Here is a 25859-nt window from a genome sequence, read left to right as displayed (position 1 = left end):
CGGTCAGAGCGCCGGCACCGAACTGAACACCGCAACAGAAGGAGGGCTCATGCCCGACCAAGTCATCGATCCTGCCCCGCTCGAGGCCGGAACGCTCCGCATCATCCCCATCGGCGGCCTGGGGGAGGTCGGCCGCAACATGACCAGCTACGAGATCGACGGCAAGATCCTCATCGTCGACTGCGGCGTGCTCTTCCCCGAAGAGCACCAGCCGGGCGTCGACCTGATCCTGCCCGACTTCGGCTTCCTGAAGTCGCGCATCGACGACATCGTCGGTGTCGTGCTCACGCACGGTCACGAAGACCACATCGGCGCGGTGCCCTATCTGCTCAAGCTCCGGGGCGACATCCCCCTGATCGGCTCGCAACTGACGCTCGCGCTCATCGAGGCGAAGCTCAAAGAGCACCGCATCAAGCCCTATACCCTCACCGTGAAAGAGGGCGGGCACGAGCAGATCGGCCCCTTCCGTCTCGAGTTCATCGCCGTCAACCACTCGATCCCCGACGCCCTCGCCGTCGCGATCAAGACCGACGCAGGCACCGTGCTCGCGACCGGCGACTTCAAGATGGATCAGCTGCCGCTCGACGGACGACTCACCGACCTGCGCGAGTTCGCGCGCCTCGGCGAAGAGGGCGTCGACGTCTTCATGGTCGACTCCACGAACGCGGATGTCCCCGGCTTCACCCCGCTCGAGCGCTCCATCGGCCCCGTGATCGACGAGGTCATCAACCGTGCGCCGCGCCGAGTCATCGTCGCGAGCTTCTCGAGCCACGTGCACCGCGTGCAGCAGGTGCTCGACGCCGCGTGGGCCAACCACCGCCGGGTCGCCCTCCTCGGCCGCAGCATGGTGCGCAACATGACCATCGCCGCCGATCTCGGCTACCTGAAGGTGCCGGAGGGCGTGCTCATCGACTACAAGAAGGCCGGCAACGTGCCCGACGACGAGATCGTCTACATGTCGACCGGGTCGCAGGGCGAGCCGATGGCGGTGCTCTCGCGCATGGCGAACCGCGACCACCAGATCGAGATCGGCGAGGGCGACACGGTGATCCTCGCTTCGAGCCTGATCCCGGGCAACGAGAACGCGGTCTATCGCGTCATCGACGGTCTCACGAAGCTCGGCGCCGACGTCGTGCACAAGGCCAACGCGAAGGTGCACGTCTCGGGGCACGCGGCCGCCGGCGAACTCCTCTACTGCTACAACATCCTGAAGCCGAAGAACGTGCTGCCGATCCACGGTGAGTACCGGCACCTGTTCGCGAACGCGAAGCTCGCGCAAGACACCGGCATCCCCGAGAAGAACACCTTCATCGGCGAGAACGGCACGGTGTACGACCTGCGGGGCGGCGTGCTCGGCGTCGTCGGGCAGCTCGACCTCGGCTTCGTCTACGTCGACGGCTCGACCGTCGGCGAGATCACCGACGCCGACCTCAAGGACCGCCGCATCCTCGCAGAGGAGGGCTTCATCTCGGTCATCGTCGTGGTCGACGCGTCCACGGGCCGAGTCATCACCGGGCCCGAGATCCACGCGCGCGGGTTCGCCGAAGACGACTCGGTCTTCGACGATGTCAAGCCCAAGATCATCGACGCCCTCGCCGAGGCCGCACACAGCGGCGTGCGCGACTCCCACGCGCTGTCGCAGATCGTGCGGCGCGTGCTCGGCGGTTGGGTCAACCGGCGCCTGCGTCGCCGGCCGATGCTCGTGCCGCTCGTCATCGAGGCGTAGAGGCGCGGGGCGTAGGCGCGGGGCGCGTCGGCGCATCAGGCGCGGGCGTCCGCGGATCGCAGACACTCGCGGGCGGATGCGGCGTGGTGTCGCCGCCGCGCCGTAACCTTGACTCCATGGCTACGGGCACCCGATCGAACAAGCGTGCATCGGGCACGTCCGCCCGCACGACGTCGACGCGCCAGAGCACCGCACCCACGAAGAAGCTGCCGGCGAACACCCGCGCCGCCGCGACGAAGAAGGCGCCCGCGGCCCCAGAGCGGCCGAACATCCTCGTGCGGGCATGGATGGGCCTGGCGCACCTGACCGGCGGGGCCGCCCGCGCGCTCGGCCCCGAGACCCTCTCGAAAGAGGAGCGGCGCGACGGCCTGCCGTTCTTCATCGTCGTGCTCGCGATCATCGGCGCCGTCGTCGAGTGGTTCCTCATCAACGAACCCATCGCACAGACGCTCGACTCATGGACCTTCGGCGGCCTCTTCGGCCGGGTCGCTTTCGCCCTGCCAGTCGTGATGCTGCTCTTCGCGGTCTGGCTCTTCCGACACCCGAGCTCGGTGCACGACAACACGCGCATCGGCATCGGGCTCGGCCTCCTGCTCCTGACCGTCTCCGCACTCTGCCATCTCTTCGGCGGCCAGCCCGAGCCGCGCGACGGCATGGCAGTGCTGGCCCGTGCCGGCGGCATCCTCGGCTGGATGGTCGCGGCGCCGCTCACCGCGCTCATCACGCAGGTGGGAGCCACGATCGTCGTGATCGTGCTGCTCCTCCTGTCGTTGCTCATCATCACGAAGACGCCGCCGACCCGCATTCCCGCGCGGTTCCGTGAGCTCTACGAATGGCTCTTCGGTGCGACCCACGACGAGACCGAAGCGCCAGAGGGCGAGCCGAAACCGTCGAGACGCGAGCGCAGGAAATCGGTGCAGGCCGAACTCGACGGCATCGACGCACTCGGCGACGGCGACGACGACCAGCCGCGCGGCGGCATGCTGCCGTGGTGGCGCCGCAACGACTCGAACCGAGAGGAAGACCCGGCGTTCGCCTCCGGCGGTGCAGAGGGACTCACCGAGGTGTTCGGAGCGGGTTCCGCCGCCGGCGGCTTCGAGTCGCCCCTCGAGGGAGCGGGCGGCCCCGGATACGACACCGAAGTGCTCGGCGACCTCGAGCGCGCCGAGTCCGCGCTGCAGCAGTTCACGGGCGACGTGCCGCAGGGTGGCACCGGCCTCCGCGGCGACGACGCCGGCGCCACGAATGTGCTCGCGGCGTTCGACGTCGCAGGCGCCGCGACCGGGGCGGCCGGCTCCGACGCGCCCGGGTCTTCGGAGTTCGATGCGGAGGCGCCCGCCGAACCCGAGCGCCCATACAGCCTGCCCGCCGCGTCGACGCTGGCGGCCGGCGCACCGGCGAAGAAGCGCTCGCAGGTCAACGACGACGTCGTGCGCCAGATCACGGGCGTGCTCGACCAGTTCGGCGTCGACGCGAAGGTCACCGGCTTCTCGCGCGGTCCGACGGTGACGCAGTACGAGATCGAGCTCGGCCCCGGCGTCAAGGTCGAACGCGTCACGGCGCTCTCGAAGAACCTGGCCTATGCGGTCGCCTCCAACGAGGTGCGCATCCTCTCGCCGATCCCGGGCAAGAGTGCGATCGGCATCGAGATCCCGAATGCCGACCGCGAGATCGTGACGCTCGGCGACGTGCTCCGCTCCGGCAATGCGGCGAATGCCGCACACTCGATGACGATCGGCGTCGGCAAAGACGTGGGGGGCGGCTACGTCGTCGCGAACCTTGCGAAGATGCCGCACCTGCTCGTCGCCGGCTCCACGGGTTCCGGCAAGTCGAGCTTCGTGAACTCGATGATCACGTCGCTTCTGATGCGGGCGAAGCCCTCCGACGTGCGCATGGTGCTCATCGACCCGAAGCGCGTCGAGCTCGCGCCGTACGCCGGTGTGCCGCACCTCATCACGCCCATCATCACGAATCCGAAGAAGGCCGCTGAGGCGCTCTCGTGGGTCGTGAAGGAGATGGACATGCGCTACGACGACCTCGCGTCGTTCGGCTTCCGTCACATCGACGACTTCAACAAGGCCGTCATCAACGACGAGATCGTCTTGCCGGCCGGCTCGGAGCGCACACTCAAGCCGTATCCGTACCTGCTGGTCGTCGTCGACGAGCTCGCCGACCTGATGATGGTGGCCCCGCGCGACGTCGAGGACTCGATCGTGCGCATCACGCAGCTCGCCCGCGCCTCCGGCATCCACCTCGTGCTGGCCACCCAGCGACCGTCCGTCGATGTCGTCACCGGTCTCATCAAGGCCAACGTGCCCTCGAGGCTCGCGTTCGCGGTCACGAGCGTCACCGACTCCCGAGTCATCCTCGATCAGCCGGGAGCCGACAAGCTCATCGGTCAGGGCGACGCGCTCTTCCTGCCGATGGGCGCGTCGAAGCCCCTGCGCGTACAGGGTGCATGGGTGAACGAAGACGAGATCGAGCGAGTCGTCAAGCACGTCACCCGGCAGGCTCGGCCCGAATACCGGCAGGATGTCGCGGCAGCCGTCGAACGGAAGGAGATCGACTCCGACATCGGCGACGATCTCGAACTGCTCCTCGCCGCCGCCGAGCTCGTCGTGTCGACCCAGTTCGGATCGACGTCGATGCTGCAGCGCAAGCTCCGCGTCGGCTTCGCGAAGGCCGGCCGCCTCATGGACCTGCTCGAGTCGCGTGAGATCGTCGGCCCGTCCGAGGGCTCGAAGGCGCGCGACGTGCTCGTGACCGCCGAGCAACTGCCGGGCGTGCTCGCGCGACTGCGCGGCGAAGAGCCCGCTGCCGCGCCGGCTGCAGCAGCGGCACAGCAGCCCGCCGCGCGCCCTGCGGCACCCGCCGGCGCGCAGACCGGTCCGCTCGGTGACGGCATCGCCGCGAAGGAGGCGTACGACGCGCCCGACGAGCGTTACACCGACCCCGTCGCCCGCATGAGCGAAGGGCTTCCCGAGGTCGACGGCGACGCCGACGAAGACGCCTGGGGACTGACCGGACGCGACTGAGGCGACACGGTCGTCGGCGGGTCCGCCGGGTAGTCTGGCACCATGACCTCTTCCGCCGGAACGCCCGCGCGATCGGCGAACTGGAACCTTCCGAACGCGATCACCGTCGTCCGCATCATCGCGGCACCCGTCTTCTTCTGGATGCTGCTGGCCGACGCGGGCGACGACGGCTGGCTGCGCTGGGCCGCGGCAGCCCTCTTCATCCTCGCGATCGCGACCGACGGCATCGACGGCCACATCGCCCGGTCCCGCGGCCTCGTCACGGATCTCGGCAAGATCCTCGACCCGATCGCCGACAAGCTTCTCACGAGCGGCGCGCTCATCTGCCTCTCGATCCTCGGTGAGCTGCCGTGGTGGGTCACGGCGATCATCGTCGTGCGCGAGGTCGGCATCACGGTGTGGCGACTCGTGGAGCTGCGACGCGGCAACGTCGTGCCCGCGTCATCCGGCGGCAAGCTCAAGACCCTCGTGCAGGCAGTCGCGATCTCCTTCGCGCTCGTGCCGCTCTGGACCGTCGTCGGCGACTGGATCTTCTGGGTCGACGGCGTGCTCATGACGGCGGCCGTGGTGCTGACGCTGTGGTCGGGCCTCGCCTACGTGCGCGACGCCGTGCGTCTCGCACGTGAGCCGCGCGACGCGAGCTGAGACGGGCGAGCGGATGCCTCCTGCAACGGGTGACCCGGCGAATCGCCTCATCGCCGAACTCACTGGGCGCGGGTTGCGGGTCGCCGTCGCGGAGTCGCTGACGGGCGGACTCGTCGTGGCCGAGCTCACGAGCGTGCCGGGGGCATCCGTCGTGGTGAGCGGCGGCGTCGTCGCCTACGACTCCGCGGTGAAGCGGTCGGTGCTCGGTGTGCCGGCGGAGCTGCTCGCGGCCGAGGGCGCCGTGCACCCCGAGGTCGCCAGGCAGATGGCCGATCGCGTGCGTACCGTGCTCGCGGTCGACGACCGAGCGGCAGACCTCGGCATCGCGACCACCGGGGTCGCCGGTCCGACCGATCAAGACGGCCGGCCGCCGGGAACCGTCTACGTCGGCATCGCGTTCGGCGGTGAGGTCGAGGCGATCGGGCTCGCGCTCCGCGGCAGCCGAACCGAGATCAGGGCGGCGACCGTGCTGGCGGCGATCGAGGCGGCGCTCGCCCGTGTCACGAGCGGCTCATTTTCTCGCCGGCTTGCGGAATAGTCATCGTGAGCACCCTGTTACATGTGGCAGGTTCACACGAAAGCCCCAGTGTGCGACGCTAGATTGGAAGCACGGAGAATCGGCTAGACTGACGCTTCGTTTTCCGCTCCGGCGGAGTCGCTGAGAGAGAGAAGGAGGTTCCCGATGGTCCTGGTTCGACAGGAGATCGGCGATGTGCTGAGGGACTTCCGCCTGCAGAAGGGCCGCACCCTTCGTCAGGTCGCATCCAAGGCCAGCGTTGCGCTCGGCTACCTGAGTGAGGTCGAGCGCGGCCAGAAAGAGGCCTCCTCCGAGATCCTCGCTTCGGTCGCCGATGCTCTCGATACGCCCATCTCGGTGATCATGCATGAGGTCGGTGACCGCATCGCGGTGATCGAAGGCCTCTCGGTGGTGCCCGACAGCCTGCCCGACGAGCTCGTGGCCGAGTTCGACGCCGACCTGATGGTCCACTGACCACTCCAGATACGAATCGACGATCGGCCGGTCCTCCGACCGGCCGATCGTCTGTCCGGGAGATGCTCCTGTGAAGTTGAGCGAGTTCCAGACCGCGGTCACCGAGGAGTTCGGCGCCGGGTACGGCGGTGTGGTCGTCGGTGACCTCGTCCTCACGTCGCTCGGCAGCCGTACCGCCCGTGAGGCGCTCGCCGCGGGCGTCCGGCCGCGTGAGGTCTGGCTCGCCCTCTGCGAGGCGACGGATGTCCCGGAGGAGCGCCGGCACGGTGCCGGTCGCCCGGTGCCCGGGGAGACGCGCACGCCGCGGCAGTTGTAGGGCGGGTCGCCGGCGAGTCCGAAGGCGTGTTCGACACGCGGGCGATTCTTCGAACATGCGTTCGGTGGCTGCGCTAGGCTCCTCAACAGCAGGAGGAACAGCGCATCTGTCCACATCCTCGTCGAGATCGCCGGCGGATGTCGGTGGCCGGTCATACGGTCGATGCGTCGGAACACACCGCAACCGCCTTGTCGCAAGATCCAGTCGGCCAGAAGGCCGGCTGGAGTGGAACGACAGCCTAGAGGCAGCAGCATCGAGCAAGAAGGAGCCCCACCCATGGCATCACCAGCAGACCGCGAGAAAGCACTCGAGACCGCACTCGCGCAGATCGACCGCCAGTTCGGCAAGGGCTCGGTCATGCGCCTCGGCAGTGAGGAGCGCGCCCCCGTCGAGGTCATCCCCACCGGTTCGATCGCGCTCGACGTCGCGCTCGGCGTGGGCGGGCTTCCGCGTGGCCGCATCATCGAGATCTACGGCCCGGAGTCCTCGGGCAAGACGACGCTCACCCTCCACGCCATCGCCAACGCGCAGCGCAACGGCGGCATCGCGGCGTTCGTCGACGCCGAGCACGCGCTCGACCCCGAGTACGCGAAGAAGCTCGGCGTCGACATCGACGCACTCCTCGTCTCTCAGCCCGACACGGGTGAGCAGGCACTCGAGATCGCCGACATGCTCGTGCGATCCGGCTCCATCGATCTCATCGTCATCGACTCCGTCGCGGCGCTCGTGCCTCGGGCCGAGATCGAGGGTGAGATGGGCGACTCGCATGTGGGTCTGCAGGCCCGTCTCATGTCGCAGGCGCTCCGCAAGCTCACGGGCGGTCTCAACCAGACCAACACGACGATGATCTTCATCAACCAGCTGCGCGAGAAGATCGGCGTGTTCTTCGGCAGCCCCGAGACGACCGCCGGCGGCAAAGCGCTGAAGTTCTACGCTTCGGTGCGTCTCGACATCCGTCGTATCGAGACCCTGAAAGACGGCACCGATGCCGTCGGCAACCGCACTCGGGTCAAGGTCGTGAAGAACAAGATGGCGCCGCCCTTCAAGCAGGCCGAGTTCGACATCCTCTACGGCGTCGGCATCTCCCGCGAGGGCAGTCTCATCGACTACGGCGTCGACCAGGCGATCGTGAAGAAATCCGGTGCGTGGTACACCTACGACGGCGACCAACTGGGTCAGGGCAAAGAGAACGCCCGCAGCTTCCTGCTGCAGAACCCCGACATCGCCGCCGACATCGAGCAGAAGATCCTCGTCAAGCTCGGCATCGGGCAACCGGCCGGTGCGTCCGCTCCGTCGAACGTCGAGCCCATCGCACCGAAGCTCGGGCGCAAGGGCGCCTGAGCTCCGTGCACGAGCATGACCGGGGTGAGTCAGACATGAGCGACGCATCATCAGAACAGCTCGCCCCGGTCACGTACCTGCCGTGGGCGAAGACGGAGCCGACGGCAGCACCGGTCGCGTCGTCTTCGCCCGCCCCACAGAGGCGGCCGCAGAGCGAAGGCGGCAGCGGCGGTCTGCGCCCCGTTCCGAGCGACCTGCACTCGGTCTCGAGTGATGACGAGCGCTCAGTCACGCAAGAGCAGCCGGAGACCGGAGCGGAGCGCGACGAACGCGTCGACCGGCTCGTCGTCTCCCGGCTGCGACGCTCCGCCCTCTCGGTGTCCGAAGTGCGATCGGTGCTCGTCGAGCACGGCCTCGACGACGTCGAGGTCGAGGAGTGGATCGAGCGGTACGAACGACTCGGCTACCTCGATGATGCGAAGCTCGCCGAGCAGGTCGTGCACAGCCATGGCGTGCGCCGAGGTCGCGGCAGCGGCGCGATCCTGCAGGAGCTCGGGCGACGCGGAGTCGACACGACGGTCGCGCGGGCGGCGGTCGACGATCTCGACCCCGAGACCGAACTCGACAACGCCCATGCCGTGGCCGAGCGCCGGGCGCGGCAACTGCGCGGCCTCGACCGGCGCACCGCCGAGCGCCGGTTGTCGGCGTTCCTGCAGCGGCGGGGCTACCCGGGCGACATCGTGAGAGAGGCTGTGACGGCCGCACTGACCGAAGAAGGCTCGTAAACTGGTGCGATCATGAGCACCATTCACGACGTACCCCTGCACGGGATGCCCCGCGACGAGGTCGCTGAAGCGGCAGTGTCGCCGCGAACGTACGAGGTCCGCACCTTCGGGTGCCAAATGAACGTGCACGACTCCGAACGACTCTCGGGCTCGCTGGAGGCCGCCGGATACGTGCCCGCCGATGGTGCCGAGCCCGACATCGTGGTGATCAACACCTGCGCGGTTCGCGAGAACGCCGACAACAAGCTCTACGGCAACCTCGGCCACCTCGCATCGGTCAAGCGCCGGCACGCCGGCATGCAGATCGCCGTCGGCGGCTGCCTCGCCCAGAAAGACAAGAACGTCATCCTCGAGAAGGCGCCGTGGGTCGACGTCGTCTTCGGCACCCACAACATGGGCGCGCTCCCGCGCCTGCTCGAGCGCGCGCGACACAACGACGAGGCGCAGCTCGAGATCCTCGATTCGCTCGAGGTGTTCCCGTCCACGCTCCCCACCAAGCGCGACTCCACCTACAGCGGCTGGGTCTCCATCTCGGTCGGCTGCAACAACACGTGCACGTTCTGCATCGTTCCTGCGCTTCGCGGCAGAGAGAAGGATCGTCGGCCGGGCGACATCCTCGCCGAGGTCCAGGCCCTCGTCGACGACGGTGCGGTCGAGATCACCCTGCTCGGCCAGAACGTGAACTCGTACGGCGTCGAGTTCGGAGACCGGCAGGCATTCGGCAAACTGCTCCGGGCCGCCGGCAGCATCGAGGGACTCGAGCGCATCCGCTTCACGAGCCCGCATCCCGCCGCGTTCACCGACGACGTCATCGATGCCATGGCCGAGACGCCGAGTGTCATGCCGCAGTTGCACATGCCCCTCCAGTCGGGCTCCGACCGCATTCTGAAGGCGATGCGCCGCTCCTATCGTTCGGAGCGATTCCTCGGCATCCTCGATCGGGTGCGCGCGCGCATTCCGAACGCGGCGATCTCGACCGACATCATCGTGGGGTTCCCCGGTGAGACCGAAGACGACTTCCAGGAGACGCTTCGCGTCGTCGAGGCCGCACGGTTCGCATCGGCGTTCACCTTCCAGTACTCCATCCGCCCCGGCACGCCAGCGGCGACGATGAGCGATCAGGTGCCGAAGGAGGTCGTGCAGGAGCGCTACGAACGCCTCCTCGCCCTCCAAGACCGCATCTCGTGGGAGGAGAACCAGCGGCTCATCGGCCGACCCGTCGAAGTGCTCGTCTCCACCGGTGAGGGCAAGAAAGACGCAGAGACCCACCGCCTGAGCGGTCGCGGAGAAGACAGCCGCCTCGTGCACTTCGAAGTGCCGTCAGGCTCCGAGTCGCCGCGACCCGGCGATGTCGTCTCGGTGACCGTCACGCAGGCCGCGCCGTTCCACCTCATCGCCGATTCGCAGGGCGATGCCCCGCTCCGCATCCGTCGCACGCGGGCGGGCGACGCATGGGACCGCGCGCAGGCCGAGAGCTGCGGCGTGCCGGCCGCCGCCACCGGGGCATCCGCTGCCGGTCGTGTCTCGCTCGGGCTGCCGACCCTGCGCACGAGCGGCGCGGAGCCGCTCGTCGCACCCGGCGTCGGCACCCTGCCGATCTACGATCCCACTGACGGCCAACGCTGACGTGACCCTCATCGCGATCGTCGGTGCGACCGGCACCGGCAAGTCCGCGTTCGCGCTCGACCTCGCCGAGGCGTACGGCCGAATCGGCCGGGCGGCCGAGGTCGTGAACGCGGATGCGATGCAGCTGTACCGCGGCATGGACATCGGCACGGCCAAGTTGCCGCTCGACGAGCGGCGGGGCGTGCCGCACCACCAGCTCGACGTGCTCGACGTCGTCGACGAGGCATCCGTCGCCGAGTACCAGTCGGCGGCGCGCGCCGCGGTCGACGAGGTGCTCGCCAGTGACAGCGTGGCGCTCCTGGTCGGCGGCTCGGGTCTGTACGTCTCGTCGGTCATCCACGACTTCCGCTTTCCGGGCACGGATGCCGCGGTGCGGGCGCGGCTCGAGGCCGAACTCGCCGCGCGCGGGCCGGGCCTGCTGCACGCGCGCCTGCGCGAGATCGATCCCGAGACGGCCGCGAACATCGACGCACAGAACGGGCGCAGGCTCGTGCGCGCCCTCGAGGTGATCGAAGTGACCGGAGAGTCGAAGGCCGCCCGGCTGCCCGAGGCGCCCGTGCCGTGGCGGCCGCACCGCATCGTGCACCTCCGCAGTGATCGTGCGGCGCTCGTCGAGCGCCTCGACGCCCGTGTCGAAGACATGTGGCGCGATGGCCTCGTCGACGAGGTGCGGGGTCTCATCCCGGCGGGCATCGAGCGCGGAGTGACCGCTCGACGGGCCATCGGCTACGCACAGGCGCTCGGCGAGCTCACCGGCCGGCTCGACCGTTCGGAGGCGATCGCCGAGACCCAGCAGCTCACGCGCACCTATTCGCGTCGGCAGGTGAGCTGGTTCAAGCGCTACCGCGACGCATGCACGATCGATGCCGACGATCCAGCCGCGCGGGCCTCCGAACTCGCGCGCATCACGACAATAGACTGATCGGATGGCATTCGATCTGCGCTTCACCAAGGGCCAGGGCACGGGCAACGACTTCGTGCTCTACAGCGACCCCGAGGGGGAGTCCGACCTCACCCCTGCGCAGATCGTCGCCGTCTGCGACCGCCGGTTCGGAGTGGGCGCCGATGGAGTCATCCGCGCCGTGCGATCGAAGAACCTCGACGCCGGCGCCGCGTCGCTCGCGGAAGAGCCGCACGCGTCGTGGTTCATGGACTACTGGAACGCCGACGGCACCGTCTCCGAGATGTGCGGCAACGGCATCCGCGTCTTCGCGAGCTACCTGATCGACCAGGGGCTCGCCGACCTCGGTGTCGACGACTCGATCGCGATCGGCACCCGCGCCGGGGTTCGCACCGTGCGCCGCACGTCGACGGGGTTCGAAGCCGACCTCGGCAACTGGCGCCTCGACGGCGGGGAACCGCTCGTGCGCGGCAAGAGCCTCTCGGTCGCACGGCCCGGTCTCGGCATCGACGTGGGCAACCCGCACATCGTCGTGGCCCTTGCCGACGACGATGAGCTCGACGGGCTCGACCTCGGCTACCGGCCGGTCGTCGAACCTGAGCCAGAGGCGGGCGCGAACATCGAGTTCGTCGTGCCCGCCGAACCGCTCGTCGAAGACGGTATCGGACGCATCCGCATGCGAGTGCACGAGCGCGGCTCGGGCGAGACGCTCTCGTGCGGCACCGGCGCAGTGGCCTCGGCGCTCGCGGTGCGCCACTGGGCAGGTGAAGCCGCTCCGGATCGGTGGCGTGTGCAGGTGCCGGGCGGCGTGCTCGGCGTACGCATGTTCCAGGCCGCCGACGGCGAGCACGCAGCACTCTCGGGCCCGGCCGAACTCGTCTTCGACGGAGTGCTCAGCCTCGCCTGACGCGCCGCTCAGCGAGCGGCCGAGCTCAGCGAGCGGATGCCGCGGCGCTCACTCCGAGCACCCGGAAGCCCTTGTCCTGCGCCGTCCGCTCGACATCGAGATCGAGTTCCTCGGCGATCCAGCGCTGCAGGGACTCCGCGCCGAGGTGCTTCGCAACGACGAGCCACGCGCTCGCATCGTCGTGCAGGCGGGGGAGCCAGTGCTCGAGGAGGGCGTGCAATTCGGGCTTGCCGATCCGGATCGGCGGATTCGACCAGATGCCGGCGAATCGCACTCCATCGGGAACATCGCCGGGCAGCACCGCGTTGACATTCGAGATGCCGAGCCGCGCGGCGTTGCGCCGTACGAGGTCGAGGGCTCGCTCGTTGACGTCGACGGCCCACACCGTGGCATCCGGCGACCGAAGTGCCAGTGAGATCGCGATCGGCCCCCACCCGCAGCCGAGGTCGAGCAGCTCGCCGCTCGGCGGCGGCGCCGGAGCACGATCGAGCAGGATGCGGGTGCCGGTGTCGAGGTGCTCGGGGCTGAAGACGCCGCCGGCCGTGGCGAGCGAGAGTTCGCGCCCGGCAAGGGTCACGGTGATGGTGCGGAGAGTGGCCTCGCCGCCCGGACGAGAGGAGAAGTAGTGGTCGGAGGCCATACACGGGAACCTATCGCAGGCATGGGAAGTAGGGTTAACACGATGAATGACGCCGAACAGAACTCCGCAGACGACGCCGTCGACCGGGTGCTCAGGGGTGCGGAGACGAGGGCGGGCCTGACCCGCTTCGGCATCGAGACCGCCGAGGCGCTCATGTCGCCCGATTCGGCCGGCGATGCGGCCTCCGACACCGACGGCGAGCAGTACGACCGCGAGGCGCGGGCGGGCCTGCGCCGGGTCGGCGGTCTCTCGACCGAACTCGAAGACGTCACCGAGGTCGAGTACCGGCAGCTGCGTCTCGAGAACGTCGTGCTCATCGGCGTGTACGCGCAGGGCTCGCAGGAGGAGGCCGAGAACTCCATGCGCGAGCTGGCCGCCCTCGCTGAGACGGCGGGCGCGCGGGTACTCGACGGCGTGCTGCAGCGCCGGCCGCACCCCGACCCGAGCACCTATCTCGGCCGCGGCAAGGTCGACGAGCTGCGCCACATCGTGGCCTCCCTCGGCGCCGACACGGTCGTCGCCGACACCGAGCTCGCGCCCAGCCAGCGGCGCGCCCTCGAAGACGTGATCAAGGTCAAGGTCATCGATCGCACGGCCGTCATTCTCGACATCTTCAGCCAGCACGCGAAGAGCCGCGAAGGCAAGGCGCAGGTCGAGCTCGCCCAGCTCGAGTACCTCCTGCCGCGGCTGCGCGGCTGGGGCGAGTCGATGTCGAGGCAGGCCGGTGGCCAGGTCGGCGGCGCGGGTGCCGGCATGGGTTCCCGCGGCCCCGGTGAGACGAAGATCGAGCTCGATCGTCGCCGCATCCACTCGCGCATGGCGAAGCTCCGCAGGCAGATCGCGGGCATGAAGCCGGCCCGCGAGGCCAAGCGTGCCAACCGCCGGCGCAACGCCGTGCCGTCGGTTGCGATTGCGGGATACACGAACGCCGGCAAGTCGAGCATCCTGAATCGCATCACCGGCGCCGGGGTGCTCGTCGAGAACGCCCTGTTCGCGACGCTCGACGCGACGGTTCGTCGAAACACCACGGCTGACGGGCGCGTGTACACGATCGCCGACACTGTGGGCTTCGTGCGCAACCTTCCCCACCAGCTCGTGGAGGCGTTCCGCTCGACGCTCGAGGAGGTCGGCGACTCCGACCTCATCGTGCACGTCGTCGATGCCGCGCACCCCGACCCGGCCGGCCAGATCGCCACCGTGCGTGACGTCATCGGCGAGGTCGGTGCACGCGACATCCCCGAACTCGTCGTCTTCAACAAGGCCGACCTCGTGACTCCCGAAGACCGACTCGTGCTGCGCGGGCTCGAACCGCGCGCGATCTTCGCCTCGGCGCGAACGGGCGAGGGCATCCCCGAAGTGCTCGACGCGATCGGGCGCATGATGCCCGACCCCGCCGTCGAGATCGACCTGCTCGTGCCGTACGACCGGGGCGACATCGTCTCGACCCTGCACGAGACCGGGCGCGTGCTCTCGATCGAGTACGACGAGGAGGGCACACGCGTGTGTGCCCTCGCATCGCCCGAGCTGGCGGGGCAGCTCGAAGAGTTCGCTGCAGCGAAGACGGTGCCGGCAGAGGCCTGAGCCGCGCGGCGTCACTGTGCGTCACAGTCATGCATCGGCGCGCACCGGCGCGTATCGTCGCTCATGATCGATCAGTGACCGGCCCGAAGCCGACCACTTGGAGCGACCGCCGAGCCCGGCACCCGCCCGCGACAACCACCCGCCGTTCCGGCCGGGGGAACGCGGCCTGCCGTGTTCTTCCCGTTGCCGCTCGCCACGCAGGAGCACCATGGCATCGACCGCACCCGACGCATCGGGCGCCGACGGTCCGGCCCCCGTGCCGATCTCCTTCGAACTCTTCCCGCCGCGCACCGATGCGGCGGCGCTCGCGCTCGGTCGCACGATCGACCGGCTCGCCGAGGTCGACCCTGCCTTCGTCTCGGTGACGTTCGGCGCGGGTGGAAGCTCGCGCGCCCGATCGCTGACCGTGCTGCGGTACATGCTCGAGCACACGCACGTCGAGCCGATGGCGCACCTGACCTGTGTCGGCTCCTCGCATGCCGAGGCCAACCAACTCGTCCGCGAGTTCCTCGACGCGGGCATCACGAGCTTTCTCGCGCTGCGCGGAGATCCGCCGACGGACCCGCCGACGGGCCTGTCGACGGATTCCGCCCCCGACTCCGGCATCGGCGACCTGGGCAGCGCGGCCGAACTCGTGCAGCTCATCCACCGGGTGCAGGAGGAGCGCGAGCCCTTCGAGCAGATCGGGGTCCCCGGCATTCCCGGCGCTTCACGCATCAGGGCGCGGCCTCGCCCCGAGCGGGTCGCGGTCGCAGCGTTCCCGACGGGGCATCCGCGATCGCGGAACCTCGGGCACGACGTCGACACCCTCCTCGCGAAGGAGATCGCCGGGGCGAACCTCGCGATCACCCAGCTCTTCTGGCGAGCCGACGACTACCTCGGCTTCGTCGAGCGCGCTCGCGCGGGCGGGGTCACCATCCCGATCCTTCCGGGAATCATGCCGGTCACGACTCCGGCTCGTCTCGCGCGGCTGACGCAGCTGACGGGCGTCGAACCGCCCGCAGCGCTCGCCATCGACCTCGAGATCGAACCGGATGCCGCGGCGCAGGCCGAACTCGGCATCGCCTTCTCCACCCGGCTCGCCGCCGAAGTGATCGCGGGCGGGGCGCCCGGCCTGCATCTCTACACCTTCAACCGCCATGAGGCCGTGCTCGACGTCGTCGACCGGCTCGGGCTGCTCGCCGAGCGGCTCGCCGACGAAAGGAACACCGCACGATGACCACCCCTGCACCCGCCTTCCCGAATGCGACGATCCTCGGGTATCCGCGCATCGGGCGCCGACGCGAACTCAAGCGAGCCGTCGAGGCGTTCTGGGCCGGTTCGATCACGGCCGAGGAGCTCGAGAGCACGGCCTCCGAGCTCCGTGCCGCAACGCGTGAACGACTCGCCGCGCTCGGCCTCGGCCGCGACGATGCTTCGATCCCCGAGAGCTTCTCGTTCTATGACCAGGTGCTCGACGCCGCTCTCGCGGTCGGAGCCATTCCCGCCCGCTTCGCCGGCCTCGCCGATGAAGCGGGCCGGTTCGACCTCGCCGCCGCCTTCACGATCGCCCGCGGCGCCGGCGACGACGCCCCGCTCGAGATGACCAAGTGGTTCGACTCGAACTACCACTACCTCGTGCCCGAGATCGCACCCGACACCGACTTCACGTTGCATGCCGAGCGCATCCTCGCTGAGTTCGCCGAGTCGAAGGCGGCCGGCTTCACGACGAGGCCCGTGATCGTCGGACCCGTGACGTTCCTGCTCCTCGCCAAGGCGGCCGAGGGCGCTCCGGCCGGCTTCGCGCCGATCGACCGGCTCGCCGATCTCGTCCCGGTCTATGCTGCGCTGCTCGAGCAGCTCGCCGCAGCCGGCGCGGAGTGGGTCCAGCTCGACGAACCCGCCCTCGTGAGCGAGAGCATCGACGTCGACCGGGCCCGCGCGATCGAGTCGGTCGGCATCGCCTACGACGCGCTCGGCGCACTCGACGCCCGCCCGGCGATCTTCGTCGCGGCACCCTACGGCTCGCTCGACGATGCACTGCCGGCACTCGCCGCGACCCCCGTCGAGGCGATCGGACTCGACCTCGTGCGCGGATCGCTGCCCGGCGGCCTCGACCCGGCGACGGCCGAGTCGCTCGCCGCGAAGACGCTCGTCGCCGGTGTGATCGACGGCCACAACATCTGGCGCGGCGACCTCGCCGGCGCGTTCGACCGCGTCGCAGCCGTGCAGCACCTCTCGCCGGCCGTGTCGGTGTCGACCTCGACGTCGCTGCTGCACGTGCCCCATGACGTCGCCGATGAAGACGAGCTCGATGCACGCCTCGTCTCGTGGCTCGCGTTCGCCGACCAGAAGGTCGGCCAGGTGGCCGTGCTCGGTCGCGGGGTGGCCGAGGGGCGCGACGCGATCGAGGGCGAGCTCGCCGCGGCATCCGCAGCCCTCGCCGACCGCGATGCCGCGCCCGGCGTGCGCGTGCCCTCGGTACGCGACCGACTTGCAGGTCTCGCCGAGCGGGACTTCGCCCGGGTGAGCTACGACGAGCGCGTCGCGGCGCAGGAGTCGCTCGGCCTGCCCGAGCTGCCGACGACCACGATCGGCTCGTTCCCGCAGACGGCCGAGATCCGTCGCGCGCGCGCCCGTCTCGTCAAGGGAGAGCTGCCCGCCGACGAGTATGCGGCGCTCATGCGCGCCGAGATCGAGCGCGTCGTGCGACTGCAGGAGGAGCTGGGTCTGGACGTGCTCGTGCACGGCGAGCCCGAGCGCAACGACATGGTGCAGTACTTCGCCGAACTGCTCGACGGATTCGCGGTGACGAAGCACGGCTGGGTGCAGTCCTACGGTTCGCGCTGCACGCGGCCGTCGATCCTCTGGGGGGATGTCTCACGGCCGGCGCCGATGACCGTCGAGTGGTCGAGCTACGCGCAGTCGCTCACCGAGCAGCACATGAAGGGCATGCTCACCGGTCCGGTCACGATCCTCGCCTGGTCGTTCGTGCGTGACGACCAGCCGCTCGGCGACACCGCCCGACAGGTGGCACTCGCCCTTCGTGACGAGATCACCGACCTCGAGGCGGCGGGCATCCGCATCATCCAGGTCGACGAACCCGCTCTGCGCGAGCTGCTGCCGTTGAAGCTGGCCGATCAGCCGGCCTACCTCGACTGGTCGGTCGGTTCGTTCCGCCTCGCGACTGGCGGCGCGGTGCCCGGCACGCAGGTGCACACGCACCTCTGCTACTCCGAGTTCGGTGTGGTGATCGACGCGATCAGGAACCTCGACGCCGACGTCACCTCGATCGAGGCGGCCCGCAGCCGCATGGAGGTCGTCGACGACCTCGAGACGAGCGGCTTCGACCACGGCATCGGCCCGGGTGTGTACGACATCCACTCGCCGCGGGTTCCCGGTGTCGCCGAGGTACAGGCGCTGCTCGAGCGCGCCGCAGGGGCGATCCCCGCGACGCGGCTGTGGGTCAACCCCGACTGCGGCCTGAAGACGCGCGGGTACGACGAGACCGTCGAGTCGCTGCGGCACATCGTCGAGGCGACCGTGGCGGTTCGGGCAGAGCGCTCCGCCCCGGTGCTCGCCGGATAGCAGGGACCGGGCGGATGTCGCGGCTCGCGGCATCCGCTCGGCTCGTGCCGGGGTGATGCTCAGGGGCGTCGCGTACCGTCGAGCCATGCAACTCGCGGTCCACGAATCCGGCGGGGGCGGGCGCACCGCGATCCTCATCCACGGCATCATGTCGGATTCGCGCGCCTGGCATCGCGTCACCGGCGAACTCGAGGCGCAGGGATTCCGGGTGCTCGCGGTCGATCTGGCCGGCCACGGCCGCAGCCCCCGCGCCGCGAGGTACTCTCCGGCCGCTTGGGCGAGCGATGTCGTCGAAACCCTCGAGCCGCTGCTCGACGGGCCTCCCGAGGTCGTCATGGGCCACTCGCTCGGCGGACTCGTCGCGAGTCTCGTCGCCGATCGACTCGCCCCGCGCGCGGCGATCTACATCGACCCGGCCTTCTCATTCCCGAAGGGCGTCAAAGGCTGGGCGTTCAAGGCCTTCTTCGCCGTGGCGCCGCGGCCCCGTCGCTCGGCGCTCGTGCGGATGAACCCGAAATGGAGCGCGGTCGACGTCGACATCGAACTTGCGACGCTGCGCGACTGGGACAAGCGCACGATCCTCGGCTTCACCGACACCCGTCCGCTCGTGCCGCCGGCCCGGCTCGTGGCACCCACGCTCGTCGTGCTCGCCGAGAAGAGCCTGCTCATCACGACGAAGGTCGCCGGGCAGCTGCGGCGTCAGGGCATGACGGTCGAGACCGTGCGCGGCACCGGGCACACCGTGTTCCGAGACGATCACGCCGGCTTCATGGACGCCGTGCTCGGATGGCTGCGCGAACTCGCGCCGACCGATCCCGGCCCGGTTCCAGTCGTCACGCGTTCGGCAGTCGTTCGCCCGGCCGTCGGGAGTTCTTCCGCGTAGCGGACGGCTTCCGTTCATTCCCCGCCGGCACTGCAGCCTGCGAAGGCGGTCTCAGACCGCGCGAAGCACCGCGACGACCTTGCCGAGCACCTCGGCGTGATCGCCGACGATCGGTTCGAACGCACTGTTGCGGGGGAGCAGCCAGGTGTGACCGTCGCGCTGGCGGAACACCTTGACGGTCGCCTCGCCGTCGAGCATCGCCGCCACGATCTCGCCGTTCTCGGCGGTGCGCTGTGACCGCACGACGACCCAGTCGCCGTCGCAGATGGCGGCATCGATCATGGACTCGCCGACGACCTTCAGCATGAACAGCTCGCCCTTGCCGACCAGCTGGCGGGGGAGGGGGAAGACCTCGTCGATCTGCTGGTCGGCGGTGATCGGAACACCGGCGGCGATGCGCCCGACGAGCGGCACCATCGCCGCATCCCCGACGGGAGTGTGCTCTGCCGCAGTGGCGGTGCGATCGGTGACGCCAGGCAGCTCGATGAGCACTTCGAGTGCGCGCGGACGGTTGGGGTCGCGCCTGAGGTACCCGGCGAGTTCGAGCTGGTTGAGCTGGTGCGTCACGCTCGAGAGCGAGGAGAGGCCGACCGCATCGCCGATCTCGCGCATGCTCGGCGGGTAGCCGCGGCTCGAGACCGAGCGCTGGATCGTCTCGAGGATCGCGATCTGCTTCGCGCTCAGACTCTTGCGGCGGCGAGGTCTGCCCGCAGCCTGCGTGTCGTCGATGTCGGTGCTCAACGTCTCCGCCCCTCGTTGCGGCCGAACGGCCGGGATGTCGGTGGTGTCTGGTCGACTGTCTTCCAGACATTCGAAACTGTATCCGTCTCACGTGCGTGCGGCAAACACTTGTTCGAGTGTGTCGGAGATTCGAGACTGCTCGAAGTTTCCGGGTTTCGGCCTTGCGGTCGTCAGCAATCGAAGATATGTTCGGAACAGAGATTCGCACCCGGCCCTCCCGGCCGAGGGTCGGGTGCGACTCCCACAGGAGGTGTGACATGAGCGCAGTGATCGCAACGACGGGCTTTCAAGCCGCACGGGTGCTCCCGCGCGACCGGGTGCGAGATGAGTCTTCGCGTACCCGACTCCGACTGACGCGGCGCGGCCGCATCGTCTTCACTTCGCTGGCCGCGCTCCCGATCGTGATCTGGGCGTTCGTCATCGTGCTCGGCTCCGGGGGTGCCGCCGCCGATATCGACGGTGCGGGCGCTGCCGTTTCCTTCGAGTACGTGACCGTCGGGCACGGCGATTCGCTCTGGGGCATCGCTGAAACGGTCGATCCCAACGCCGACGTGCGCGAGGTCATCGATGAGATCATCCGTCTCAACGGTCTCGATGGGGCGATGGTCGAGCCCGGGCAGCGGCTCGCGCTGCCGATCGCACCGTGAGAGCCGTCTGACACACGCTGGCGAGCCTCGTAGGCTTGCATGGTGACGAGTCTCGACGACCTCCCCATCCGCGACGACCTTCGTGGGCGTTCCCCGTACGGGGCCCCGCAGAAGACCGTGCCGGTCGCGCTCAACGTCAACGAGAACTCGCATCCGATTCCCGAAGACGTCGCACACGACATCGTCGCCAGGGTGGCCGCAGCGATCCTGACGCTGAATCGGTATCCCGACCGCGAGTTCACGGCCTTGCGCCGTGCACTCGCCGGCTACCTCGGCCACGGGCTCGATCCCGCGCAGATCTGGGCGGCGAACGGCTCGAACGAGGTGCTGCAGCAGGTGTTGCAGGCCTACGGCGGGCCGGGTCGCTCCGTGCTCGGGTTCGCTCCGACCTATTCCATGTACGGGCTGCTCGCCTCGGGCACCGGCACCGAGTGGATCACCGCCGGGCGTGACGACGGCTTCGAGCTCAGCACGGCGACCGCCGTCGCGGCAGTGCATGAGCACGATCCCGACATCGTGATGCTCTGCGCCCCGAACAACCCGACCGGCACGCCGGTCTCGATCGAGACGATCGAAGCGGTGGCCGACGCCGCGCGCGGCATCGTCGTGGTCGACGAGGCGTACTTCGAGTTCGCCGACCCCGGCACCCCGAGCGCGCTCACGCTGCTCGCCGGCCGACCTCGGCTGCTCGTCTCCCGCACCATGAGCAAGGCCTTCGCGTTCGCGGGCGCCCGCGTGGGCTACCTCGCCGGCGATCCCGCCGCGATCGATGCGCTCCGGCTCGTGCGACTCCCGTACCACCTGTCGGCACTGACGCAAGCGGCGGCACTCGGCGCACTCGCCCACGCAACAGAGATGCTCGCGATGGTCGACGAGATCCGCGTCCAGCGCGAGCGCATCAGCGACGAGCTCGCGAGACTCGGGTTCCGCCCCTACCGCAGTGGGTCGAACTTCGTGCTGTTCGGCGGGGTCGCCGACCCGCGCGGCGTCTTCGAGCAGCTGCTCGAGCGCGGCATCCTGATCCGCGAGATCGGCATCCCCGGGCACCTTCGAGTGACGGCGGGCACCGAGGCCGAGACCACCGCCTTCCTCGAGGCGATCGCCGTTTCCGCCCCGAATAGAATGGCCCCATGACCGCATCCAGCCCATCGCGCACTGCCCGCGTGCAGCGTGAGACGAGCGAATCCAGCATCGACCTCTCGATCGACCTCGATGGCACAGGCACGAGCGACATCGAGACCGGCGTGCCGTTCTACGATCACCTGCTCACGGCGTTCGCCAAGCACTCGCTGACGGATCTGACGGTGCGAGCGAGCGGTGACATCCAGATCGACGTGCACCACACCGTCGAAGACGTCGGCATCGTGCTCGGGCAGGCCATCAGGCAAGCGCTCGGCGACAAGCGCGGCATCTCCAGGTACGGCGATGCGCTCGTGCCGCTCGACGAGGCGCTCGCACAGGCGGTCATCGATATCTCGGGTCGCCCGTTCCTCGTGCACACGGGGGAGCCGGCCGGTTTCGAGTTCCACCTCATCGGCGGGCACTTCACCGGTTCGATGGTGCGACACGTCTTCGAGGCGATCGCCTTCAACGCGGCCCTCACCGTGCACATCACCGTGCTCGGCGGTCGCGACCCGCACCACATCGCCGAGGCGGAGTTCAAGGCGTTCGCGCGCGCGTTCCGCCAGGCCAAGGCGTTCGACCCGCTGGTGTCGGGCGTGCCGTCGACCAAGGGCGCCCTGTGACCCGCAGCCGTCGTGTCGTCGTGCTCGACTACGGCTCGGGCAACGTGCACTCGGCCGCGAAGGCACTCGAACTCGCCGGTGCTGAAGTCACGGTGACCGCCGACCGAACGGCGGCACTGGAGGCCGACGGACTGCTCGTGCCGGGTGTCGGGGCGTTCAAGGCCGTCATGGATCAGCTGCGCGCGGTGCGCGGCGAAGAGATCATCGACCGCCGACTCGCGGGCGGGCGCGCGGTGCTCGGCATCTGTGTCGGCATGCAGGTGCTGTTCGAGCACGGCGTCGAGCGCGGCGTCGATACCGAGGGCATCGGCGAATGGCCCGGCGTGGTCACCGAGCTCCCGGCGCCGGTGCTGCCGCACATGGGCTGGAACACGGTCGAGGCGGGCGATGGCTCGGAGCTCTTCGCCGGCATCGAAGACGAGCGCTTCTACTTCGTGCACTCGTTCGCAGCACAGGAGTGGCTGCTCGACGTCGAACCGCCGTTTCCCGAACCGGCTCTGACCTGGGCCGAGCACGGCGGCAGATTCCTCGCCGCGGTCGAGAACGGACCGCTGACGGCGACGCAGTTCCACCCCGAGAAGTCGGCCGAGGCGGGCATCCGCCTGCTCGCGAACTGGATCGGAACCCTCGGCTGAGCCGTTTCGACGTCACGTGCAGACCGCTTCGACCCGGGCGGACTAGGATGCTGTGACTGTGCCGACTCGCAAGAAGCGACCGCGATGACTAGGACAGTGAATGAGTGAATTCAACAGAACCGCCCGCCTCGTGCTGCTCCCTGCGGTCGATGTCGCCGGCGGCAAGGCGGTGCGCCTGACCAAGGGTGAGGCCGGCACCGAGACGAGCTACGGCGACCCCGTCGACGCCGCGGCCGACTGGGCCGATCAGGGTGCCGAGTGGATCCACCTCGTCGACCTCGACGCGGCGTTCGGCCGCGGCTCGAACGCGGGCGTGCTGAAGCGAACCATCCGGCAGGTGCGCGGGGTCAATGTCGAGTTGTCGGGGGGCATTCGCGACGACGAGTCGCTCGAACATGCACTCGAGATCGGCGCCAAGCGCATCAACCTCGGCACCGCGGCGCTCGAGAACCCCGAATGGGCCGCCTCCGTCATCGCCCAGTACGGCGAGGCGATCGCCGTGGGCCTCGACGTGCGCGGCACGACGCTCGCCGCACGCGGCTGGACCAAAGACGGCGGCGACCTCTGGCAGGTCATGGATCGCCTCGAAGAGGCCGGCGCGGCGCGCTACGTCGTGACCGACGTCACCAAAGACGGCACGCTGCAGGGCCCGAACCTCGACCTGCTCCGCCAGGTGATGGAGCGGACCCATCGCCCGGTCGTGGCGTCGGGTGGCATCTCGAGCCTCGATGACATCGTGGCGCTGCGCGAACTCGTTCCGCTCGGCCTCGAGGGCGCGATCGTGGGCAAGGCGCTGTACGCGGGCGCGTTCACACTGGTCGAGGCATTGGATGTCGCTTCCCAGTGACGGTGTCGCGTGACCGGTGATGCGGCCGACTCGGCGGGCGTGCCGTGGGCCGGGCGGTCGTTCCAGCCGAACACGCACGCGGCCGACGACGGCCGCGCGCCCGAGGCGCTCGTCGCCGCGCTCGATGCCTTCCGATCCGGCGAAGCAGGTCAGGCGCCCGTGGTGGCGGAGTTCGCGCGTTCCCGGCTCCTGATCCCGCTGCTCGCCGAACACGGCGACCCCTCGGCAGACGAGGGCGAGCCCGACGGCTCAACCGCGGTCGGGGCCCACGGGCTCGCGATCGACAAGAGCCAGGAGCTCTCGATCGTCACGGTGCAGGGGCCCGACGGGCGCACGGTGCTGCCGGTGTTCGCCTCGGTCGAAGCGATGTCGCGCTGGAACCCCGTTGCGAGGCCCGTTCCGGCCGACGGCGTTCGAGTGGCGCTGGCAGCCGCCGACGACGGTACCGACCTCATCGTGCTCGACCCCGCTTCGCCGACCGAATTCGTGCTGCGCCGCCCCGCGGTGTGGTCGGTCGCGCAGGCGCTCGACTGGCAGCCGCCGTTCGAGTCGCCCGCCGTCGGCGCGGCCTTCCGAATCTCGATCGAGCGGGAGCTCGCCGTGCTCGACGTGACCCTGCATGCGGGTGATCCGACGGCACGCCTGACCGGGCCCGAGCTCGTCGTGCGGCTCGAACTCGTCGGCGGTCTCAGCCGTGAGCAGCTCGACGCGATCACTGCGCGTCTCGCGCGGCGCTGGGCCGCCGACGATCTCATCGCGACCTCGGTGGATTCGCTGACCGTGAAGCTCGTGGGCTCGCCCGCCGGCTGAGGCCTGCCGCCCGCCGCGTGCGGCGACCCCGTTGACCGGGCCACCGATGCGGCGCACAATCGGGGTGTGCGCTCGGCGCACGGAATCCGGGTGTGCCATGCATGATGCGAACACGACGACCGGTGGCATCGGCGAAAGCGTTCCAGCAGCGGATGCCTCGTACGACGAGGTCGTCGCAGCAGCGGCCGGTCACGCGCTGGGGTGGCTCTCGGGAGTGCGCGAACGAGCGATTCCGCCGCATGCGAGCGCCGACGACATCAAGGACCGCCTCGGGCGAGAACTCCCGCAGGTGGGGGAACCCGATCTCGAGGTCATCGCACGACTCGCCGAGGGCGTCGAGCCCGGGCTCATCGCGATCGGTTCGCCGCGCTTCTACGGCTGGGTGATCGGCGGCACGCAGCCCGTCGCGCTCGGCGCCGACTGGCTCGTCTCCGCGTGGGACCAGAACACCGGGCTCCGGGCGATCACACCGGGAGCGGTCGCCGTCGAAGAGCTCGCCGGCGAGTGGTTGCTCGATCTCTTCGGCCTGCCGGCGCAGTGCGATGTCGGATTCACGACCGGCGCCACGATGGCGCAGTTCTCCTGCATGGCGGCAGCGCGCGGCGACGTGCTTCGCCGAGCCGGGTGGGACGTCGAAGCTGATGGGCTCGCGGGCGGCCCGGCAGTGCGGTACATCGCCGGCGAGGAGCGCCACGGCACGATGGACCTCGCGGCCCGGTACCTCGGCCTGGGGGCGCCGGTCACGGTGCCGGCCGATGAGCAGGGGTGCATCGGCGTCGAGGCCCTGGCCGCGGTGCTCGCGGAAGAGGATCGCCCGGCGATCGTCGCGCTGCAGGCCGGCAACATCCACTCGGGCGGGTTCGACGACTTCGCTGCCGCGATCACGGTCGCCCACGCGGCGGGCGCATGGGTGCACGTCGACGGTGCGTTCGGTCTCTGGGCGGCGGCGTCGCCGAGGCTCCGACACCTGACGTCGGGCTTCGAGGCCGCCGATTCCTGGTCGACCGACGCCCACAAGACCCTGAACGTGCCCTACGACTGCGGCATCGCGATCGTGCGCGACCCCGCCGCGATGCGGCACGCGCTCGGCATGCACGCGAGCTACCTGCAATCCACCGCCGTCGGTTCCGATCCGCAGGAGAAGGCGCCCGAGCTGTCGCGACGCGCCCGCGGCGTTCCGACCTGGGCGGTGCTCCGCTCCCTCGGCCGTGACGGCGTCGCCGAACTCGTGGACGGCCTCGCCGAAGCCGCGCGGGGCATCGCCGACGGCGTCGGGGCGCTGCCAGGCGTCGAGGTGCTGAACGAGGTCGTCTTCACCCAGGTGTGCATCGCCCTCGACACCGACGAGGCGACCGCCGCGCTCAGCGAGCGACTCTGGAACGACGGCGAGGTGCTCGCCATGACCTCGCGATGGCATGGCCGCACGGTGGTGCGCTTCTCGGTGAGCAATTGGCGCACGGATGCCGCAGAGGTGCGCCGCACGGTCGACGCCGTCGCCCGTGCGCTCGTCGGGCTCGAGGCCGAGGCGCCGCCGATCGGGTAGCGGGTCT

General features: G+C 69.6%; 24 protein-coding genes. 22 read left to right on the top strand and 2 right to left on the bottom strand.

Features of this window, described 5'->3' with window-relative positions; translation table 11 throughout:
- Window positions 1-49: 49 nt before the first annotated feature.
- From FHG54_RS11655 to dapF, 11 genes are all read left to right on the top strand, one after another.
- Window positions 50-1726, top strand: coding sequence for a ribonuclease J (locus FHG54_RS11655; protein WP_139417418.1), 1677 nt, complete (start codon window positions 50-52; stop codon window positions 1724-1726).
- Between the two features lie 116 nt (window positions 1727-1842).
- Window positions 1843-4761, top strand: a complete 2919-nt coding sequence (locus FHG54_RS11650; RefSeq protein ID WP_139417417.1) for a DNA translocase FtsK — start codon at window positions 1843-1845, stop codon at window positions 4759-4761.
- A gap of 42 nt (window positions 4762-4803) precedes the next feature.
- Window positions 4804-5406, top strand: coding sequence for a CDP-diacylglycerol--glycerol-3-phosphate 3-phosphatidyltransferase (gene pgsA, locus FHG54_RS11645; RefSeq protein ID WP_139417416.1), 603 nt, complete (start codon window positions 4804-4806; stop codon window positions 5404-5406).
- Window positions 5407-5419: 13 nt separating this feature from the next.
- Entirely contained in the window at window positions 5420-5944 is a 525-nt protein-coding gene (locus tag FHG54_RS11640) for a CinA family protein (RefSeq protein ID WP_139417415.1), read from the top strand.
- Window positions 5945-6088: 144 nt separating this feature from the next.
- Window positions 6089-6397 carry a helix-turn-helix domain-containing protein gene (locus FHG54_RS11635; protein ID WP_139417414.1) on the top strand — a complete coding sequence of 103 codons (309 nt, stop codon included), beginning with the start codon at window positions 6089-6091 and terminating at the stop codon, window positions 6395-6397.
- Between the two features lie 70 nt (window positions 6398-6467).
- Window positions 6468-6713: a DUF3046 domain-containing protein gene (locus FHG54_RS11630; protein ID WP_139417413.1), complete on the top strand. Its 246-nt coding sequence runs from the start codon at window positions 6468-6470 to the stop codon at window positions 6711-6713.
- Window positions 6714-6989: 276 nt separating this feature from the next.
- Complete coding sequence (gene recA, locus FHG54_RS11625) at window positions 6990-8054, top strand: recombinase RecA (RefSeq protein WP_139417412.1); 1065 nt, start codon at window positions 6990-6992, stop codon at window positions 8052-8054.
- Between the two features lie 35 nt (window positions 8055-8089).
- On the top strand, window positions 8090-8779 hold the full coding sequence (locus FHG54_RS11620) for a regulatory protein RecX (protein ID WP_139417411.1): 690 nt from the start codon (window positions 8090-8092) through the stop codon (window positions 8777-8779).
- A gap of 45 nt (window positions 8780-8824) precedes the next feature.
- Window positions 8825-10405 (top strand): tRNA (N6-isopentenyl adenosine(37)-C2)-methylthiotransferase MiaB, encoded by a 1581-nt coding sequence (gene miaB, locus FHG54_RS11615; protein WP_139418428.1) that lies wholly within the window; start codon window positions 8825-8827, stop codon window positions 10403-10405.
- A gap of 1 nt (window position 10406) precedes the next feature.
- Entirely contained in the window at window positions 10407-11327 is a 921-nt protein-coding gene (gene miaA, locus FHG54_RS11610; protein ID WP_139417410.1) for a tRNA (adenosine(37)-N6)-dimethylallyltransferase MiaA, read from the top strand.
- A 4-nt stretch (window positions 11328-11331) separates the two neighbouring features.
- Entirely contained in the window at window positions 11332-12213 is an 882-nt protein-coding gene (gene dapF, locus FHG54_RS11605; protein ID WP_139417409.1) for a diaminopimelate epimerase, read from the top strand.
- A gap of 25 nt (window positions 12214-12238) precedes the next feature.
- On the opposite strand, the gene FHG54_RS11600 is transcribed toward dapF, so the two are convergent.
- A complete protein-coding gene (locus FHG54_RS11600) occupies window positions 12239-12853 on the bottom strand; it encodes a class I SAM-dependent methyltransferase (RefSeq protein WP_139417408.1) in 615 nt (204 codons plus the stop codon).
- Between the two features lie 42 nt (window positions 12854-12895).
- On the opposite strand from FHG54_RS11600, the gene hflX reads away from it, so the two are divergent.
- The 4 genes from hflX (at window position 12896) to FHG54_RS11580 (ending at window position 18884) form a co-directional block, all read left to right on the top strand.
- A complete protein-coding gene (gene hflX / locus FHG54_RS11595) occupies window positions 12896-14434 on the top strand; it encodes a GTPase HflX (RefSeq protein WP_139417407.1) in 1539 nt (512 codons plus the stop codon).
- A gap of 208 nt (window positions 14435-14642) precedes the next feature.
- Window positions 14643-15653, top strand: coding sequence for a methylenetetrahydrofolate reductase (locus FHG54_RS11590; RefSeq protein WP_139417406.1), 1011 nt, complete (start codon window positions 14643-14645; stop codon window positions 15651-15653).
- On the top strand, window positions 15650-18001 hold the full coding sequence (gene metE / locus FHG54_RS11585) for a 5-methyltetrahydropteroyltriglutamate--homocysteine S-methyltransferase (protein WP_139417405.1): 2352 nt from the start codon (window positions 15650-15652) through the stop codon (window positions 17999-18001). The genes FHG54_RS11590 and metE overlap by 4 nt, the downstream gene beginning before the upstream one ends.
- Before the next feature lie 85 nt (window positions 18002-18086).
- Entirely contained in the window at window positions 18087-18884 is a 798-nt protein-coding gene (locus FHG54_RS11580) for an alpha/beta fold hydrolase (protein ID WP_139417404.1), read from the top strand.
- A gap of 51 nt (window positions 18885-18935) precedes the next feature.
- Here the strand turns inward: FHG54_RS11580 and lexA are convergent, their stop codons facing one another.
- Window positions 18936-19613 carry a transcriptional repressor LexA gene (gene lexA, locus FHG54_RS11575; protein WP_139418427.1) on the bottom strand — a complete coding sequence of 226 codons (678 nt, stop codon included), beginning with the start codon at window positions 19611-19613 and terminating at the stop codon, window positions 18936-18938.
- A gap of 269 nt (window positions 19614-19882) precedes the next feature.
- Here lexA and FHG54_RS11570 point away from each other — a divergent pair, with 269 nt between their 5' ends.
- The 7 genes from FHG54_RS11570 (at window position 19883) to FHG54_RS11540 (ending at window position 25852) form a co-directional block, all read left to right on the top strand.
- Window positions 19883-20272 carry a LysM peptidoglycan-binding domain-containing protein gene (locus FHG54_RS11570; RefSeq protein WP_139417403.1) on the top strand — a complete coding sequence of 130 codons (390 nt, stop codon included), beginning with the start codon at window positions 19883-19885 and terminating at the stop codon, window positions 20270-20272.
- A gap of 39 nt (window positions 20273-20311) precedes the next feature.
- Complete coding sequence (locus FHG54_RS11565; RefSeq protein ID WP_139417402.1) at window positions 20312-21406, top strand: histidinol-phosphate transaminase; 1095 nt, start codon at window positions 20312-20314, stop codon at window positions 21404-21406.
- A complete protein-coding gene (gene hisB, locus FHG54_RS11560; protein WP_139417401.1) occupies window positions 21403-22017 on the top strand; it encodes an imidazoleglycerol-phosphate dehydratase HisB in 615 nt (204 codons plus the stop codon). Before FHG54_RS11565 ends, hisB begins: the two co-directional genes overlap by 4 nt.
- A complete protein-coding gene (gene hisH / locus FHG54_RS11555; protein ID WP_139417400.1) occupies window positions 22014-22652 on the top strand; it encodes an imidazole glycerol phosphate synthase subunit HisH in 639 nt (212 codons plus the stop codon). The genes hisB and hisH overlap by 4 nt, the downstream gene beginning before the upstream one ends.
- 100 nt (window positions 22653-22752) lie before the next feature.
- Window positions 22753-23499 (top strand): bifunctional 1-(5-phosphoribosyl)-5-((5-phosphoribosylamino)methylideneamino)imidazole-4-carboxamide isomerase/phosphoribosylanthranilate isomerase PriA, encoded by a 747-nt coding sequence (priA, locus tag FHG54_RS11550; protein ID WP_139417399.1) that lies wholly within the window; start codon window positions 22753-22755, stop codon window positions 23497-23499.
- A 9-nt stretch (window positions 23500-23508) separates the two neighbouring features.
- Complete coding sequence (locus tag FHG54_RS11545; protein ID WP_139417398.1) at window positions 23509-24309, top strand: SseB family protein; 801 nt, start codon at window positions 23509-23511, stop codon at window positions 24307-24309.
- Between the two features lie 97 nt (window positions 24310-24406).
- Window positions 24407-25852: a pyridoxal phosphate-dependent decarboxylase family protein gene (locus FHG54_RS11540; protein WP_139417397.1), complete on the top strand. Its 1446-nt coding sequence runs from the start codon at window positions 24407-24409 to the stop codon at window positions 25850-25852.
- The last annotated feature ends 7 nt before the right edge of the window (window positions 25853-25859 follow it).

This window comes from Agromyces laixinhei, from assembly GCF_006337065.1.
Taxonomy (GTDB): Bacteria; Actinomycetota; Actinomycetes; order Actinomycetales; family Microbacteriaceae; genus Agromyces; species Agromyces laixinhei.
This window is presented reverse-complemented; position numbering and strand designations above follow the sequence as displayed.

Coding starts and splice junctions, on each gene's coding strand:
- FHG54_RS11590 (WP_139417406.1), top strand. CDS start 14,643: ATGGCATCGACCGCACCCGACGCATCGGGCGCCGACGGTCCGGCCCCC.
- hflX (WP_139417407.1), top strand. CDS start 12,896: ATGAATGACGCCGAACAGAACTCCGCAGACGACGCCGTCGACCGGGTG.
- FHG54_RS11570 (WP_139417403.1), top strand. CDS start 19,883: ATGAGCGCAGTGATCGCAACGACGGGCTTTCAAGCCGCACGGGTGCTC.
- FHG54_RS11600 (WP_139417408.1), bottom strand. CDS start 12,853: ATGGCCTCCGACCACTACTTCTCCTCTCGTCCGGGCGGCGAGGCCACT.
- metE (WP_139417405.1), top strand. CDS start 15,650: ATGACCACCCCTGCACCCGCCTTCCCGAATGCGACGATCCTCGGGTAT.
- FHG54_RS11640 (WP_139417415.1), top strand. CDS start 5,420: ATGCCTCCTGCAACGGGTGACCCGGCGAATCGCCTCATCGCCGAACTC.
- FHG54_RS11620 (WP_139417411.1), top strand. CDS start 8,090: ATGAGCGACGCATCATCAGAACAGCTCGCCCCGGTCACGTACCTGCCG.
- FHG54_RS11565 (WP_139417402.1), top strand. CDS start 20,312: ATGGTGACGAGTCTCGACGACCTCCCCATCCGCGACGACCTTCGTGGG.
- FHG54_RS11580 (WP_139417404.1), top strand. CDS start 18,087: ATGCAACTCGCGGTCCACGAATCCGGCGGGGGCGGGCGCACCGCGATC.
- FHG54_RS11650 (WP_139417417.1), top strand. CDS start 1,843: ATGGCTACGGGCACCCGATCGAACAAGCGTGCATCGGGCACGTCCGCC.
- FHG54_RS11655 (WP_139417418.1), top strand. CDS start 50: ATGCCCGACCAAGTCATCGATCCTGCCCCGCTCGAGGCCGGAACGCTC.
- FHG54_RS11635 (WP_139417414.1), top strand. CDS start 6,089: ATGGTCCTGGTTCGACAGGAGATCGGCGATGTGCTGAGGGACTTCCGC.
- FHG54_RS11540 (WP_139417397.1), top strand. CDS start 24,407: ATGCATGATGCGAACACGACGACCGGTGGCATCGGCGAAAGCGTTCCA.
- hisB (WP_139417401.1), top strand. CDS start 21,403: ATGACCGCATCCAGCCCATCGCGCACTGCCCGCGTGCAGCGTGAGACG.
- pgsA (WP_139417416.1), top strand. CDS start 4,804: ATGACCTCTTCCGCCGGAACGCCCGCGCGATCGGCGAACTGGAACCTT.
- recA (WP_139417412.1), top strand. CDS start 6,990: ATGGCATCACCAGCAGACCGCGAGAAAGCACTCGAGACCGCACTCGCG.
- miaB (WP_139418428.1), top strand. CDS start 8,825: ATGCCCCGCGACGAGGTCGCTGAAGCGGCAGTGTCGCCGCGAACGTAC.
- dapF (WP_139417409.1), top strand. CDS start 11,332: ATGGCATTCGATCTGCGCTTCACCAAGGGCCAGGGCACGGGCAACGAC.
- priA (WP_139417399.1), top strand. CDS start 22,753: ATGAGTGAATTCAACAGAACCGCCCGCCTCGTGCTGCTCCCTGCGGTC.